The organism is Mycolicibacterium parafortuitum (genome assembly GCF_010725485.1).
Taxonomy (GTDB): domain Bacteria; phylum Actinomycetota; class Actinomycetes; order Mycobacteriales; family Mycobacteriaceae; genus Mycobacterium.
Genome location: NZ_AP022598.1, coordinates 3,974,411 through 3,988,390, shown reverse-complemented (window position 1 = coordinate 3,988,390; position 13,980 = coordinate 3,974,411). Strand labels below are relative to the sequence as shown.

General features: G+C 68.7%; 13 protein-coding genes. 7 read left to right on the top strand and 6 right to left on the bottom strand.

Going from position 1 to position 13,980, the window contains the following annotated elements:
- Window positions 1-7 precede the first annotated feature (7 nt).
- From rplT to infC, 3 genes are read right to left on the bottom strand one after another with little or no spacing between them, the layout of a single operon-like run.
- Entirely contained in the window at window positions 8-397 is a 390-nt protein-coding gene (rplT, locus tag NTM_RS19095) for a 50S ribosomal protein L20 (RefSeq protein ID WP_083146516.1), read from the bottom strand.
- Window positions 398-441: 44 nt separating this feature from the next.
- The gene (rpmI, locus tag NTM_RS19090) at window positions 442-636 is read right to left on the bottom strand and encodes a 50S ribosomal protein L35 (protein ID WP_083146517.1); all 195 of its coding nucleotides are present in this window, start codon (window positions 634-636) and stop codon (window positions 442-444) included.
- A gap of 8 nt (window positions 637-644) precedes the next feature.
- On the bottom strand, window positions 645-1,250 hold the full coding sequence (infC, locus tag NTM_RS19085; RefSeq protein WP_232079953.1) for a translation initiation factor IF-3: 606 nt from the start codon (window positions 1,248-1,250) through the stop codon (window positions 645-647).
- A gap of 239 nt (window positions 1,251-1,489) precedes the next feature.
- Here infC and NTM_RS19080 point away from each other — a divergent pair, with 239 nt between their 5' ends.
- The 5 genes from NTM_RS19080 (at window position 1,490) to NTM_RS19060 (ending at window position 8,095) form a co-directional block, all read left to right on the top strand.
- Window positions 1,490-1,849: a DUF1844 domain-containing protein gene (locus tag NTM_RS19080; protein ID WP_083146518.1), complete on the top strand. Its 360-nt coding sequence runs from the start codon at window positions 1,490-1,492 to the stop codon at window positions 1,847-1,849.
- Between the two features lie 63 nt (window positions 1,850-1,912).
- Entirely contained in the window at window positions 1,913-5,218 is a 3,306-nt protein-coding gene (gene lysX / locus NTM_RS19075; protein ID WP_083146519.1) for a bifunctional lysylphosphatidylglycerol synthetase/lysine--tRNA ligase LysX, read from the top strand.
- A gap of 73 nt (window positions 5,219-5,291) precedes the next feature.
- Entirely contained in the window at window positions 5,292-6,593 is a 1,302-nt protein-coding gene (locus tag NTM_RS19070; RefSeq protein WP_083146546.1) for an alpha/beta hydrolase, read from the top strand.
- A 9-nt stretch (window positions 6,594-6,602) separates the two neighbouring features.
- Window positions 6,603-6,860, top strand: coding sequence for a hypothetical protein (locus tag NTM_RS19065; protein ID WP_083146520.1), 258 nt, complete (start codon window positions 6,603-6,605; stop codon window positions 6,858-6,860).
- A 56-nt stretch (window positions 6,861-6,916) separates the two neighbouring features.
- On the top strand, window positions 6,917-8,095 hold the full coding sequence (locus NTM_RS19060) for a winged helix DNA-binding domain-containing protein (RefSeq protein WP_083146521.1): 1,179 nt from the start codon (window positions 6,917-6,919) through the stop codon (window positions 8,093-8,095).
- Here the strand turns inward: NTM_RS19060 and NTM_RS19055 are convergent.
- A complete protein-coding gene (locus NTM_RS19055; RefSeq protein ID WP_083146522.1) occupies window positions 8,092-8,598 on the bottom strand; it encodes a GNAT family N-acetyltransferase in 507 nt (168 codons plus the stop codon). The genes NTM_RS19060 and NTM_RS19055 overlap by 4 nt on opposite strands.
- Window positions 8,599-8,601: 3 nt before the next feature.
- A complete protein-coding gene (uvrA, locus tag NTM_RS19050; RefSeq protein ID WP_083146523.1) occupies window positions 8,602-11,511 on the bottom strand; it encodes an excinuclease ABC subunit UvrA in 2,910 nt (969 codons plus the stop codon).
- Window positions 11,512-11,673: 162 nt separating this feature from the next.
- Between uvrA and NTM_RS19045 the strand changes: the two genes are divergently transcribed.
- Window positions 11,674-12,351, top strand: coding sequence for an MBL fold metallo-hydrolase (locus NTM_RS19045; RefSeq protein ID WP_083146524.1), 678 nt, complete (start codon window positions 11,674-11,676; stop codon window positions 12,349-12,351).
- A 35-nt stretch (window positions 12,352-12,386) separates the two neighbouring features.
- Window positions 12,387-13,289 (top strand): fructose bisphosphate aldolase, encoded by a 903-nt coding sequence (locus NTM_RS19040; RefSeq protein WP_083146525.1) that lies wholly within the window; start codon window positions 12,387-12,389, stop codon window positions 13,287-13,289.
- 103 nt (window positions 13,290-13,392) lie between these two features.
- Here NTM_RS19040 and NTM_RS19035 read toward each other — a convergent pair whose 3' ends face one another.
- Complete coding sequence (locus tag NTM_RS19035; protein ID WP_083146526.1) at window positions 13,393-13,836, bottom strand: universal stress protein; 444 nt, start codon at window positions 13,834-13,836, stop codon at window positions 13,393-13,395.
- Between the last annotated feature and the right edge of the window lie 144 nt (window positions 13,837-13,980).

Genomic DNA, 13,980 nt, shown 5'->3' with positions numbered 1-13,980 from the left:
GTGAGGGTCAGGCAGCCTCGCCCGACGGCGCGTTCACGTCCTCCGGCAGCGCAGCCTTGGCGACCTCGACCAGCGCGGTGAACGCGGCGGCATCGCTGACCGCGATCTCGGCGAGGTTCTTGCGGTCGACCTCGACACCGGCGGCCTTCAGGCCCTGGATCAGCCGGTTGTAGGTGATGTCGTTGGCGCGCGCGGCGGCGTTGATACGGGTGATCCACAGCCGGCGGAAGTCGCCCTTGCGTGCCTTGCGGTCACGGTAGGCGTAGGTCAACGAATGGAGCTGCTGCTCCTTGGCCTTGCGGTAGAGGCGCGACCGCTGCCCGCGGTAGCCCTTCGAGGCCTTCAGTACTGTGCGCCGCTTCTTCTGCGCATTCAGAGCGCGCTTCACGCGTGCCATGGGGTAGTCCTATCTCGGTCGGGTCAGGTTCGAGTTCTGGCGGTCTAGCCGTTGAGCATCTTCGCGACGCGCTTCGCGTCGTTCGGGGCGACCACGGTGCGGCCGTCGAGGCGACGGGTGCGCTTGGTGGGCTTGTGCTCGAGCAGGTGCCTGCGGTTGGCCTTCTGGCGCACGATCTTTCCGGTCCCGGTGGTGCGGAACCGCTTCGACGCGCCGCTGTGGGTCTTCGCCTTGGGCATTGGTGTCCTCAGTTCTGTGTTTCGGTGGGTGCTTCGTCGGCCGGCGCGTTCACCCGCGGGGCCGGGGCGTCTGCATCGTGAGCCGCCTTGGCGCGAGTCTTCGCGCCGCGATGCGGTGCCAGCACCATCGTCATGTTGCGGCCGTCCTGCTTGGCGGACGTCTCGACGAAGCCGTAATCGGCGACATCGGCGCCCAGGCGCTGCAGGAGGCGGAACCCGAGTTCGGGTCGCGACTGCTCGCGCCCGCGGAACATGATCGTCACCTTGACCTTGGATCCGGCTTCGAGGAAGCGGATGACGTGACCCTTCTTGGTCTCGTAATCGTGCGGATCGATCTTGGGACGCAGCTTCTGTTCCTTGACGACGGTCTGCTGCTGGTTCTTGCGAGACTCGCGAGCCTTCTGTGCCGTCTCGTACTTGAACTTGCCGTAGTCCATGATCTTGCACACCGGAGGCTTGGCATCCGGGGCTACTTCGACAAGGTCGAGATCGGCATCCGCGGCGACGCGGAGTGCATCTTCGATGCGCACGATGCCTACCTGTTCACCGCCCGGTCCGATCAGGCGGACTTCAGGTACGCGGATACGCTCGTTGACGCGGGTCTCAGTGCTGATGGGGCCTCCCTGGATAGTTCCTGCTGTCCTCAGGAGCCCCTCGATCCGCCGGCGCTGTTCCTCAAGGAACAGATAAGCCCTGCTCAACGCAGGGCCCAAGCCGACCAGGACAGACATCGCAGATGTCTGTGACCGGACCGCGTAGCCTTCGGGTAACCCGTGGCCGGCGGTGGGAGTTGGGACTCCACTTGCTGTCCCTGGCTTAAGCCGGGACGGTCGCGCATGCAAGTCTAGCAGGCATGACCGATAGTTCCGACATCCCCGAAGCGGCGGATCCCGCCGTGCGCGAGCTGGCCGAGATCCCGGCCGTCGAAGTCATCACCCGTTCCGCGGTCATGCTGATGAGCGCGGCCGCCGAAAAGCTCGGCCTGTCGGACCCCGATCCGGACGAGAGCCCGCGCCGGGACCTCGACGAGGCGCGTCGGCTGATCACCGCGCTGGCCGGGCTCGTCACCGCATCCGTCGAGTACCTCGGCCCGCACGCCGGGCCGGTGCGTGACGGGCTCAAGAGCTTGCAGCTGGCGTTCCGCGAGGCCAGCGCCGCACCCGATGAGCCAGGGAAGGGCCCGGGAGAGAAATACACCGGCCCGGTCTGGTAACGCCACTCCCCACGCCACGAACATCCCCGCGACGGGGTCGTCGAGCGAATATCCTCCCCGGCTATGACACCCACCAGCCTCGTCAGGGCGGATCCGAAGTCCAGCCATCGGTGGGTGCCCGCGGCTGCGGGCTGGATCGTGGGCGTCATCGCGACGCTGTCGCTGCTGGCGAGCGTGTCACCACTGGTCCGGTCGATCATCCGGGTGCCGCGCGAATTCGTCGACGACTACATCTTCAACTTCCCGGACACCAGCTTCGCGTGGGCGTTCGTGCTGGTGCTGCTGGCCGCTGCGCTGGCGGCACGCAAACGCATCGCCTGGTGGATCCTGACCGGTTACATGGTCGCGGCGGTGTTCTGGAATGTCGCGGGCCTGATCGGCGACGACGGACGCTGGGGCGCCGAGGCCGGCGAGCTGGTCGGCCTGGCGTTCCACCTGGCCGCGATCGTGTTCCTGCTGCTGGCCCGCAAGGAGTTCTGGGCCCGGGTGCGCCGCGGCGCACTGCTCAAGGCCGCGGCGACGCTGGTCGCGGGCATGGCCGTCGGAACGCTGGTCGGCTGGGGTCTGCTCGAACTGTTCCCGGGCACGCTGGCCCGGTCGGACCGCTTCCTGTACGCGCTGAACCGCGTCAGCGCGTTCGCGGGCGCCGACGCCAGTAACTTCTCCGGCCACCCGCACGTCTTCGTCAACGCGCTGCTCGGTCTGTTCGGCGCGATGGCGCTGATGGTCGCCGCGGTGGTGCTGTTCCAGTCCCAGCGCGCCGACAACGCGTTGACCGGCGAGGACGAATCCGCCATCCGCGGGCTGCTGGACGTCTACGGCAAGAACGATTCGCTGGGCTACTTCGCGACCCGGCGCGACAAGTCCGTGGTGTTCGCGCCGAACGGCCGCGCCGCGATCACCTACCGGGTCGAGGTCGGCGTCTGCCTGGCCAGCGGTGACCCGGTCGGCGACCCGAAGGCCTGGCCGCAGGCCATCGGCGCGTGGCTCAAGCTCTGCGAGACCTACGGCTGGGCCCCGGGGGTGATGGGTGCCAGCGCGGGCGGCGCCGAGGCGTTCCGCGACGCCGGGTTGCATGCGCTGCAACTCGGCGACGAGGCGATCCTGCACCCGGAGAACTTCCGGCTGTCGGGGCCCGACATGCGCGCGGTGCGCCAGGCCGTCACCCGCGCGCGGCGGTCCGGGGTGACGGTGCGGTTCCGCAGGCACCGCGAACTGTCGGCCGAGGAGATGGCCGAGGTGATCGCCAACGCCGACGCCTGGCGCGACACCGAGGACGAACGAGGCTTCTCGATGGCGCTGGGCAGGCTCGGCGATCCGGCCGACGGCGACTGCCTGCTGGTCGAGGCGGTGCAGGACGAGCGCGTCGTGGCGATGCTGTCGCTGGTGCCGTGGGGCAGCACCGGGGTGTCGCTGGACCTGATGCGCCGCTCCCCGCAGTCCCCCAACGGCACCATCGAGCTGATGGTCAGCGAGTTGTGCCTGCGCGCCGAGGACATCGGCGTCACCCGGATCTCGTTGAACTTCGCGATGTTCCGGTCGGCGTTCGAACAGGGCGCCCAGCTCGGGGCCGGTCCGGTCGCGCGGCTGTGGCGCTGGCTGCTGGTGTTCTTCTCGCGGTGGTGGCAGCTGGAGACGCTGTACCGCTCGAACATGAAGTACCAGCCGGAGTGGGTGCCGCGGTACGCATGTTTCGAGGACGCGCGATTGGTGCCGCGCGTCGGTGTCGCGTCGGTGATCGCCGAAGGCTTTCTGGTACTGCCGTTCTCGCGCAGGCACGAGCAGCCGCACACCGGGCATCACATCGCCGCGCCGGGGTCGCTGGTCGAGACGGGACTGCTGCACAGTGACGGCACCGCACCCGACGGCATGGGCATCCAGGACGACGACATTCGGGACGGGCCGGCGCCCCGCCTGCCCGAGCAGGTGCGGGTCCGGATGGCGAAACTCAAAGCCCTGCAGGCTGAAGGTGTGGACGCCTACCCGGTGGGCAGCCCACCGAGCCACACCGTCGCGCAGGCGCTGGACGCCGGCGAGGGCACGGAGGTCACCGTCGCGGGCCGGGTGCTGCGGATGCGTGACTACGGCGGGGTGCTGTTCGCGCAGCTGCGCGACTGGTCCGGGGAAACCCAGTTGGCCCTGGACAATTCGACACTCACCGACGCGACAACCGCGGATTTCACCCGGAGCATCGACCTCGGCGATCTGATCGAGGTGACCGGCACGATGGGCCGCACCCGATCCGGGAAGTGGTCGGTGCTGGTGACCCGGTGGCGGTTGATCGGCAAGTGCCTGCGCCCGCTGCCCGACAAATGGAAGGGCCTGACCGACCAGGAGGCGCGGGTTCGCGCCCGCTACGTCGACCTCGCGGTCAACACCGAGGCCCGCGACCTGATCCGGGCCCGCAGCGGTGTGCTGCACGCGATCCGGGAAACCCTTGTCTCCAAGGGATTCCTGGAGGTCGAGACCCCGATCCTGCAGCAGATCCACGGCGGGGCGAACGCCCGTCCGTTCCTGACCCACATCAACGCCTACGACCTCGACCTGTACCTGCGCATCGCCCCGGAGCTGTATCTGAAGCGGCTGTGCGTCGGTGGCGTCGAGCGCGTCTTCGAGCTCGGCCGCGCGTTCCGCAACGAGGGGGTCGACTTCAGCCACAACCCGGAGTTCACGCTGCTGGAGGCGTATCAGGCGCATGCGGACTACAACGTGTGGATCGACGGGTGCCGGGAGCTGATCCAGAACGCGGCGATGGCCGCCAACGGCTCCCACGTGTTCATGCGGCCCCGCGAGGACGGGGTCCTCGAACCCGTGGACATCTCCGGTCAGTGGGCGGTCAAGACCGTGCACGGCGCGGTGTCCGAGGCGCTCGGCGAGCACATCGACGTCGACACCGGCCTCGCCACGCTGCGCACGCTGTGCGACAAGGCCGGCATCCCGTACCTGACGCACTGGGACGCCGGCGCGGTGGTGCTGGAGATGTACGAGCACCTCGTCGAGGACCAGACCACCGAGCCGACGTTCTACAAGGACTTCCCGACGTCGGTGTCGCCGCTGACCCGGCCGCACCGCAGCACCCCCGGCGTCGCCGAACGGTGGGACCTGGTCGCGTGGGGTGTCGAGTTGGGCACCGCGTACAGCGAACTCACCGACCCGGTGGAACAGCGCCGCCGGTTGCAGGCGCAGTCGCTGCTGGCGGCGGGCGGTGATCCGGAGGCGATGGAACTCGACGAGGACTTCCTGCAGGCGATAGAGTACGCGATGCCGCCGACGGGCGGGCTCGGCATGGGGGTGGACCGTGTGGTCATGCTGATCACCGGCCGCAGCATCCGCGAGACGCTGCCGTTCCCGCTGGCCAAGCCTCGCTAACACCTCGCAGCGATGTCACAGCCGGCACCAAGGTCGGCGATCCAGTCTGGACCCCGTGACGCATGTCTCGTTGATGCACGGGTGGCTGCCGATGACCGTGCAGGTCCTCGCCGGGCTGGCCGTGGTGCTCGCGGTGGGCCGGCGGGCAGGGCGCTGGCGCAGGGTGTGGCTGCCCTGGTCGGCGTTGATCGGGGCATGCCTGGCCGCGGCGGTCTACGCCTACATCGAGTCCGCGGGCATCGCCGACGACAGCAATCCGGCACCGGTCACCCTGTGGCTGTGGATCGCGTTGTCGGGGTTGGCCGTCGGGATTCTGTTGTCCGGCTGGCGGGGCGCCCGGTGGGGATTGCGGGCGGTGTCGATGCTGGCCGTGCCGTTGTGCGTGCTGGCCGCGGCGCTGTCGCTGAACCTGTGGGTGGGCTACTTCCCCACCGCCGCCACGGCCTGGGACCAGCTCACCGCGGGACCCGTTCCCGACCAGACCGATCCGGTCGCGGTCGCGTCGATGCAGAAGCGGCACGCGGTGCCGATCAAGGGCAGTGTGGTCCCGGTCGACATCCCGGACACCGCATCGGGTTTCAAACACCGGCAGGAGTTCGTGTATCTGCCGCCGGCCTGGTTCGCCGCCGACCCGCCGCCGGCACTGCCCGCGGTGATGATGATCGGCGGCGAGTTCAACACCCCCGCCGACTGGCTGCGCGCGGGCGGGGCGATCAAGATCCTCGACGACTTCGCCGCCGCGCACGGCGGCTACGCACCGGTGTTCGTGTTCGCCGACCCGGGCGGCACGTTCAACAACGACACCGAGTGCGTGAACGGCCCGCGCGGGAACTCCGCCGATCATCTCGTCAAAGACGTTGTGCCGTATATCGAATCGCACTACGGCGTGAGCACGCGCCCGGCGGGCTGGGGTGTGGTGGGCTGGTCGATGGGTGGCACCTGCGCCGTCGACCTCGGGGTCATGCATCCAGACCTGTTCGGCGCGTTCGTCGACATCGCCGGTGACGCCGCACCCAATTCGGGCAACCAGAACGAAACCGTGCAGCGGCTTTTCGGCGGCAACAGCGCGGCGTACGTGGCGTTCGATCCGAGCGCGGTGATGACCGCACACGGCCCCTACTGGGGACTGACGGGCTGGTTCGCGGTCAACACGGCCGCAGGCGATCGTGGACCCAACGATCAGGCCCGCGCCGCCGACCAGCTGTGCGGCCTGGGTGCCCGCACGGGGATCGGATGTGCGGTCGTGCGCCAGCCCGGCAACCACGACTGGCCGTTCGCGTCCAACGCGTTCGCGACCGCGTTGCCGTGGCTCGCAGGTTCGATCGGCACCCCCGGCGTTCCCCGGATCGGCTTCCCGCCGACGCTGCGCGGGTAACGTGGGGCCATGCCGGACGAACCCACCGCCGAGCCCTCCGCGCCGGTCGACACCGGGTACACCGCCGACGGCGTCCCGACGTTCGACTCGGTGCGCGAGAAGATCGAGACGCGCTACACGACCTCGATCGGTGCGGCCGAACTCGACGCCGAGACCGTCGAGGGCCGCACGATCGAGGAGCAGTACGACGCGCGACAACGCGCCGCCGCCGAACGCCTGGCCCAGATCCGCGAGTCGATGACCCAGAAGCCCGAGACCGGTCAGTAGTCGCTCTTCGGCGGGGCTGTCGGGGTGACCCGGTACGTTCTGCGTCCATGGGGTCTGTGCGGTCCTTCTCCACCGACGAGCGGCGTGCCCGGCTGGCCAGACGTCACCACCTGGCGCCCGGCGCGGACCCCGCCGCGTCGATCGGTGCCGTCACGGCGGGACTGGTCGGGCTGCACGCCACCGACCCGTCGACGCCGTACCTGTCACTGTGGGCGCGGCTGCCCGGGTTCACCACCGCCGATCTGAACTCCGAACTCTACCAACGGCGTTCGGTGGTCAAGCAGCTCGCGATGCGGCGCACGCTGTGGCTGGTGCACCGCGACGACCTGGCCGCGATCCAGTCCACGGCCGCCGACCGGGTCGCGGCCAACGAGACGCGCAGGCTGGCCGCCGACGTGGCGCGGGCCGGGGTCGCCGCCGACGGGCACGTGTGGCTGGAGACCGCGTGCGCTGCGGTCGAGCGCCACCTGCGCGACCACGGGCCGTGCTCGGCGCGGGACCTGCGGGAGGCGCTGCCGGAGCTGACCGGGACCTACGATCCGGCCCCCGGCAAGTCCTACGGCGGGCAGGGCCACCTCGCACCCCGGGTGTTGACCGTGCTGTCGGCGCGCGGCCGGATCGTGCGCGGCCCCAACGACGGCGGATGGACGGCATCGCGCCCGCTGTGGGCGGCGGCCGACCAGTGGCTGCCCGGCACCGAACCGACGGGTCCGGACGACGCCCGCGCGGCGTTGGTCCGGCGGTGGCTGTACGCGTTCGGTCCGGCGACCGTCACCGACCTCAAATGGTGGTTCGGGACCACCCTCGGCTGGGCGCGCCAGGCCCTCGCCGAGGTCGGGGCGGTCGAGGTCGAGTTGGCGGACAGCCGTGACGGCAGCCCCGGGTACGTCCTGCCCGGCGACGACACCGCGGAACCGGCCGTCGAACCGTGGTGCGCACTGCTGCCCGGTCTGGATGTGACCGTGATGGGGTGGTTCGACCGGGACTGGTACCTGGGTGCGCACCGGTCCCAGGTGTTCGACCGCAACGGCAATGCGGGCCCGACCGTGTGGGTGGACGGCAGGGTTGTCGGGGCGTGGCGTCAGGACGCCGACGGGCACGTGGAGTTGCTGCTGCTGGAGAAGGTGGGCGGGGCGGCCGGGCGGGAGCTGAAGGCGCGCGCCGCGGAGCTCACGGCGTGGCTGGGCGGGGTGCGGGTCAGCCCGCGGTTCCCGTCACCGCTGAGCAAGTGCTAGTCGAAACTCTTCTGCAGCAGGATGGTGTCCAGCCACCGGTCGTGCTTGAAGCCGACCCGCACCAGACGGCCCGCGTCGGTGAAGCCGCGCCGCCGGTGCAGTGTCAACGAGCCGTCGGCGTCGGCGTCGACCACCACCGCGATCATCTGGCGCACCCCGACCTGGCCGCACCACGCGATCAGCCCGTCGAGCAGCGCGCCGCCGACACCGCGGCCGAGGGCGTCAGGTGCGACGTAGACCGAGTCCTCCACGGTGAACCGGTAGGCCGGCCGGGTCTTCCACGGCGCGCAGTACGCGTAGCCGGCCACCGCACCGTCGAGGGTGGCCACCAGGTAGGGCAATCCGGCCGCGGTCACGGCGTCGATCCGCCGCAGTATCTCGTCGCGCGTCGGCGGTTCGACCTCGAACGTCGCGACGCCCGACGTCACGTAGTGCGCGTAGATCGCACAGATCGCGTCGGCGTCGTCCGGGGTGGCGGCCCGCACGGTCACGGGGTCGGCCATCGCTCAGGCGCTGACCTTGCGCCGGCTGCGCGCCTTGGGCTTGGGCTTGGGCCGGTCGACGTCGAGGATCTCGGCCAGGAAGTGGCCGGTGTAGCTGTCCGGGTTGGCCGCGACGTCTTCGGGCGTGCCCGTCGCGACGACGGTTCCGCCGCCGGACCCACCCTCGGGACCCATGTCGATGATCCAGTCCGAGGTCTTGATGACATCCAGGTTGTGTTCGATGACGATCACCGAATTGCCTTTGTCGACAAGGCCGTTGATCACCGTGAGCAGCTTGCGGATGTCCTCGAAGTGCAGACCGGTGGTCGGCTCGTCCAGGATGTAGATCGTCCGGCCGGTGGAACGCTTCTGCAGTTCCGAGGCGAGCTTGACGCGCTGGGCCTCACCGCCGGACAGCGTCGGGGCGGGCTGCCCCAGCCGCACGTACCCGAGACCGACGTCGACGAGGGTCTTCAGGTAGCGGTGGATCGAGCTGATCGGCGCGAAGAACTCGGCCGCCTCCTCGATCGACATGTCGAGCACTTCGGCGATGGTCTTGCCCTTGTAGTGCACTTCGAGCGTCTCGCGGTTGTAGCGGGCGCCGTGGCACACCTCGCACGGCACGTACACGTCGGGCAGGAAGTTCATCTCGATCTTGATGGTGCCGTCGCCGGAGCACGCCTCGCAGCGGCCGCCCTTGACGTTGAACGAGAACCGGCCCGGCTGGTATCCGCGGACCTTGGCCTCGGTGGTGGCCGCGAACAACGTCCGGATCTTGTCGAACACCCCGGTGTAGGTCGCGGGATTGGAGCGCGGGGTGCGCCCGATCGGCGACTGGTCGACACGGACGAGCTTGTCGAGATGGTCGAGCCCGTTGATGCGGGTGTGCCGGCCCGGCACCAGCCGCGCACCGTTGAGCTTGTTGGCCAGCACCGTGGCCAGGATGTCGTTGACCAGCGTGGACTTACCCGAGCCGGACACCCCGGTCACCGAGGTCAACACACCGAGCGGGAACGACACGTCGATGTCGCGCAGATTGTGCTCGCGCGCACCGACGACCGTCAGCTGGCGTTTCTTGTCGACGACGCGGCGCAGCTCCGGGATCTCGATCTGCTCCTTGCCGGACAGGTAGGCGCCGGTGATCGACTCCGGGTTCTTCAGCAGGTCGACGTAGGTGCCGCTGTGCACGATCTGGCCGCCGTGCTCCCCCGCGGCCGGGCCGATGTCGACGACCCAGTCGGCGTGGGCGATGGTGTCGAGGTCGTGCTCGACGACGATCAGCGTGTTGCCGAGGTCGCGCAGCCGCACCAGGGTGTCGATCAGGCGGCGGTTGTCGCGCTGGTGCAGACCGATGGACGGTTCGTCGAGCACGTAGAGCACACCGACCAGACCCGAACCGATCTGGGTGGCGAGCCGGATGCGTTGCGCCTCGCCGCCGGAGAGGGTGCCCGCGGCGCGGGACAGGGACAGATAGTCGAGCCCGACGTCGAGCAGGAACCCCAGCCGCGACTGGATCTCCTTGAGCACCTGGCCGGCGATCGCGGCCTCGCGGGTCCCCAGGGTCAACGCGTTGAGGAACTCGGCGCACTGCGCGATGGACAGTTCGGCGACCTCGGCGATCGACTTCGCACCGAAGTTGCCCGCCGACATCGTCACCGCGAGGATCTCCGGCTTCAGACGGGTGCCGTCGCACTCCGGGCACGGCACGTCGCGCATGAACCCTTCGAGGCGTTCCTTGGTCTGCTCGGAATCGGTCTGCTCCATGCGGCGCTGCAGGAACGCCATCACGCCCTCGAAGTCGGCGTAGTAGGACCGGGTGCGGCCGTACCGGTTCTTGTACCGGACGTGCACCTGCTCGTCGCAGCCCTCCAGGATCGCCCTGCGGGCCTTCGCCGGCAGCTTCTTCCACGGGGTGTTGACGTCGAACCCGAGCTGATCGCCGAGACCGGACAGCATCCGGGTGAAGTATTCGGCGGTGTTTCCCATCGACCACGGCGCGACGGCGCCCTCGGCCAGCGTCAGGTCGGGGTCGGGGACGACCAGGTCGGGATCGACCTCCTTGCGGATGCCCAGACCCAGGCATTCCGGGCAGGCGCCGTAGGGCGAGTTGAACGAGAACGACCGCGGCTCCAGGTCGTCGACGGCCAGCGGGTGCCCGTTGGGGCAGGCCAGCTTCTCGGAGAAGCGCTGCTCGCGGTGCGGATGGTCGTCCTCACGATCGACGAACTCCAGCACCACGATGCCGTCGGCGAGGTTCAGCGCGGTCTCGATCGAGTCGGTGAGGCGCTGCTTGGACGACGCCTTGACCGTCAACCGGTCGACGACGACCTCGATGTCGTGCTTCTCCTGCTTCTTCAGCTTCGGCGGATCGGTCAGCGAATGCACCACTCCGTCCACCCGCACCCGGCTGTAGCCCTGGGTGTTCAGCTTGTCGAACAGGTCGACGAACTCGCCCTTGCGGGTGCGCACGACCGGGGCCAGGACCTGGAAGCGCAGGCCCTCGTCCATCGCGAGGACCTGGTCGACGATCTGCTGCGGGGTCTGCCGGGCGATGCGCTCACCGCACACCGGGCAGTGTGGGGTGCCCGCGCGCGCGTAGAGCAGACGCAGGTAGTCGTACACCTCGGTGATGGTGCCGACGGTCGAGCGCGGGTTGCGGTTGGTGGACTTCTGGTCGATCGACACCGCGGGCGAGAGGCCCTCGATGAAGTCGACGTCGGGTTTGTCCATCTGGCCGAGGAACTGCCGGGCGTACGCCGACAGCGACTCGACGTAGCGGCGCTGCCCCTCGGCGAAGATGGTGTCGAATGCCAGCGACGATTTCCCGGAGCCCGACAGCCCGGTGAACACGATCATCGCGTCACGCGGCAGTTCCAGGTCGACGCCACGAAGATTGTGCTCCCGGGCACCTTTGACAACTAGGCGGTCAGCCACCGATGCCCTTTCTGGTTTGCAAACTCAGCCCACATTCCGTGCGGTGGGCGCAGTACAGACCCATGCTAGGTCCGACCACCGACAAGTCCCCTCCCGAGATTGGCCACAGGTTTCTCCCAGGCCTCGCCGACGCGCGCGAGCAGGGAAGTAACGTGAGTGACCATGACCACCGCCGACGACAACTACACCGGCCACGTCGAGCCGCGGAAAGCGGCCCGCCGGGTGCTGCCCGGCGCCTCGATCGTCAAGGTGTCGGTGGGCCCGATGGACAACAACGCCTACCTCGTCACGTGTTCCCAGACCGGCGAGACGCTACTCATCGACGCCGCCAACGATGCGGCGCTCCTGCTCGAGCTGATCGAGCGTTACGCGCCGACGCTGTCGCTGATCGTGACCAGTCACCAGCACCAGGACCACTGGCTGGCGCTCCAGGAGGTGGCCGCCTCGACCGGCGCGCCGACCGCCGCCCACAGCCTCGACGCCGGGGCACTGCCCGTGACTCCGGACCGGCTGCTGGCCGGCGGTGACACGGTCACCATCGGTGAGCTGACCTTCGACGTGATCCACCTGCGCGGCCACACCCCCGGCTCGGTCGCCCTGGCGCTGCGCGGCCCGGCCACCGACGACCGGGTGCACCTGTTCACCGGCGACTGCCTGTTTCCCGGCGGCGTCGGCAAGACCTGGAAGGAAGGAGACTTCGAACAACTCCTCGGCGACGTGACCAGCCGGGTGTTCGACGTCTTCTCCGATTCAACCGTCGTGTATCCAGGGCACGGCGACGATACGACGCTCGGGACCGAACGCCCGCATCTCGGCGAATGGCGCGAGCGCGGTTGGTGACCCGCCGTTAATCGAAAGAAATCAGGAAAGGGATCATGAGCAGCGATCAGTACAACAAGGCGCGCAGTGGCGCCGGCTTCATTGCCGCGCTGGACCAGAGCGGGGGAAGCACGCCCAAGGCGCTGAAGCTCTACGGGATCGCCGAGGACGCGTACTCCAGCGACGCTGGTGAAGTCGACGACGCGGCGATGTTCGACATGGTGCATCAGATGCGCACTCGCATCATCACCAGCCCGAGCTTCGACGGCGAGCGCATCCTCGGGGCGATCCTCTTCGAGGACACGATGGACCGCCAGATCGAGGGCCGCGACACCGCGGACTACCTGTGGAACGTCAAGCAGATCGTGCCGTTCCTGAAGGTGGACAAGGGCCTTGCCGAGGAGAAGGACGGCGCCCAGGTCATGAAGCCGATTCCCGGCCTCGACGATCTGCTGGCGCGCGCCAAGGACAAGGGTGTGTTCGGCACCAAGATGCGCTCGGTCGTCAAGCTGCCCGGCGCCGGTCTCGACGAGGTCGTCGCCCAGCAGTTCGAGGTCGGCAAGCAGATCCTGGCCGCCGGCCTGGTGCCGATCATCGAGCCCGAGGTCGACATCCACAGCCCCGAGAAGGCCAAGGCCGAGGATCAGCTCAAGGCCGCGATCCTCAAGGAACTGGACGGTCTCGCCGACGACCAGGCCGTGATGCTCAAGCTCACGCTGCCCGACGTCGACAACCACTATCGCGAGCTCGTCGAGCATCCGAAGGTGCTGCGGGTGGTGGCGCTGTCCGGTGGCTACAACCGCGAGCAGGCGTGCGACAAGCTCGCCGCCAACCAGGGTGTCATCGCCAGCTTCTCGCGGGCGCTGACGGAGGGCCTGACCGCCCAGCAGAGCGACGACGAGTTCGACGCCGCGCTGGACGCCGCGATCACCGCGATCGCGAAGGCCTCCGCTTCCTGATCCGGGGCCTCCTGATCCGGGGCCTCCTGACACAGGGGCGCTGACATGCGAAAACCCTGGGTCGGCTGCGGCCGGCCCAGGGTTTTTCGCGTGTTGTGCCCTGTCAGGAGGTGTGCACGATGAGCACGTCGGTCTTGGACCGCCGTGCCACATTCGCGGGCACCGATCCGAGCAGGCGTCCGGCGATCGTGCTCAAGCCGACGTTGCCGACGACGAGCAGGTCCGCCTTGACCTCTTCGGCCAGTTCGACTAGCGCGTCGACGGGTGCCCCGACAACAGCCTTCTCCTCGATGTTCTGGGCTCCGGCGGCCTTGGCCCGGTCCCGCGCCTCACGCAGGATCGCGTAGATCGGCGCGTTGCCGGACATCTTGTAGCCCTCGTCCTTGAGGACGTCGGCCGCGCGCGCATCCTCGTTCTGCGGGAAGTAGGCCGTCGCGACGACGAGCCTCGCGTTCGCGCCTGCCGCGATCTGACCGGCGCGGTCCACGGCACGCAACGACGAATCAGATCCGTCTGTACCAACCACCACCGTCTGATAGCCGGTCATCAATATCCTCCCAGTGTCGGTTGCAACGCCAACGGAGACAGTAACCCGCTCAGCGCCGAACATGGGTGCGATTCACCACACATCGAAGGCTTTTACCCAGGATCCGTGTGCTGAACCACGATCAAGATCACTCGATCGCACGGA

What these genes read in the sequence shown, in the direction of transcription:
- NTM_RS19080 (WP_083146518.1), top strand. Translation starts at nt 1,490, where the DNA reads ATGACCGATAGTTCCGACATCCCCGAAGCGGCGGATCCCGCCGTGCGC.
- NTM_RS19065 (WP_083146520.1), top strand. Translation starts at nt 6,603, where the DNA reads ATGCCGGACGAACCCACCGCCGAGCCCTCCGCGCCGGTCGACACCGGG.
- rplT (WP_083146516.1), bottom strand. Translation starts at nt 397, where the DNA reads ATGGCACGCGTGAAGCGCGCTCTGAATGCGCAGAAGAAGCGGCGCACA.
- NTM_RS19035 (WP_083146526.1), bottom strand. Translation starts at nt 13,836, where the DNA reads ATGACCGGCTATCAGACGGTGGTGGTTGGTACAGACGGATCTGATTCG.
- lysX (WP_083146519.1), top strand. Translation starts at nt 1,913, where the DNA reads ATGACACCCACCAGCCTCGTCAGGGCGGATCCGAAGTCCAGCCATCGG.
- NTM_RS19055 (WP_083146522.1), bottom strand. Translation starts at nt 8,598, where the DNA reads ATGGCCGACCCCGTGACCGTGCGGGCCGCCACCCCGGACGACGCCGAC.
- NTM_RS19070 (WP_083146546.1), top strand. Translation starts at nt 5,292, where the DNA reads ATGCACGGGTGGCTGCCGATGACCGTGCAGGTCCTCGCCGGGCTGGCC.
- NTM_RS19040 (WP_083146525.1), top strand. Translation starts at nt 12,387, where the DNA reads ATGAGCAGCGATCAGTACAACAAGGCGCGCAGTGGCGCCGGCTTCATT.
- NTM_RS19045 (WP_083146524.1), top strand. Translation starts at nt 11,674, where the DNA reads ATGACCACCGCCGACGACAACTACACCGGCCACGTCGAGCCGCGGAAA.
- rpmI (WP_083146517.1), bottom strand. Translation starts at nt 636, where the DNA reads ATGCCCAAGGCGAAGACCCACAGCGGCGCGTCGAAGCGGTTCCGCACC.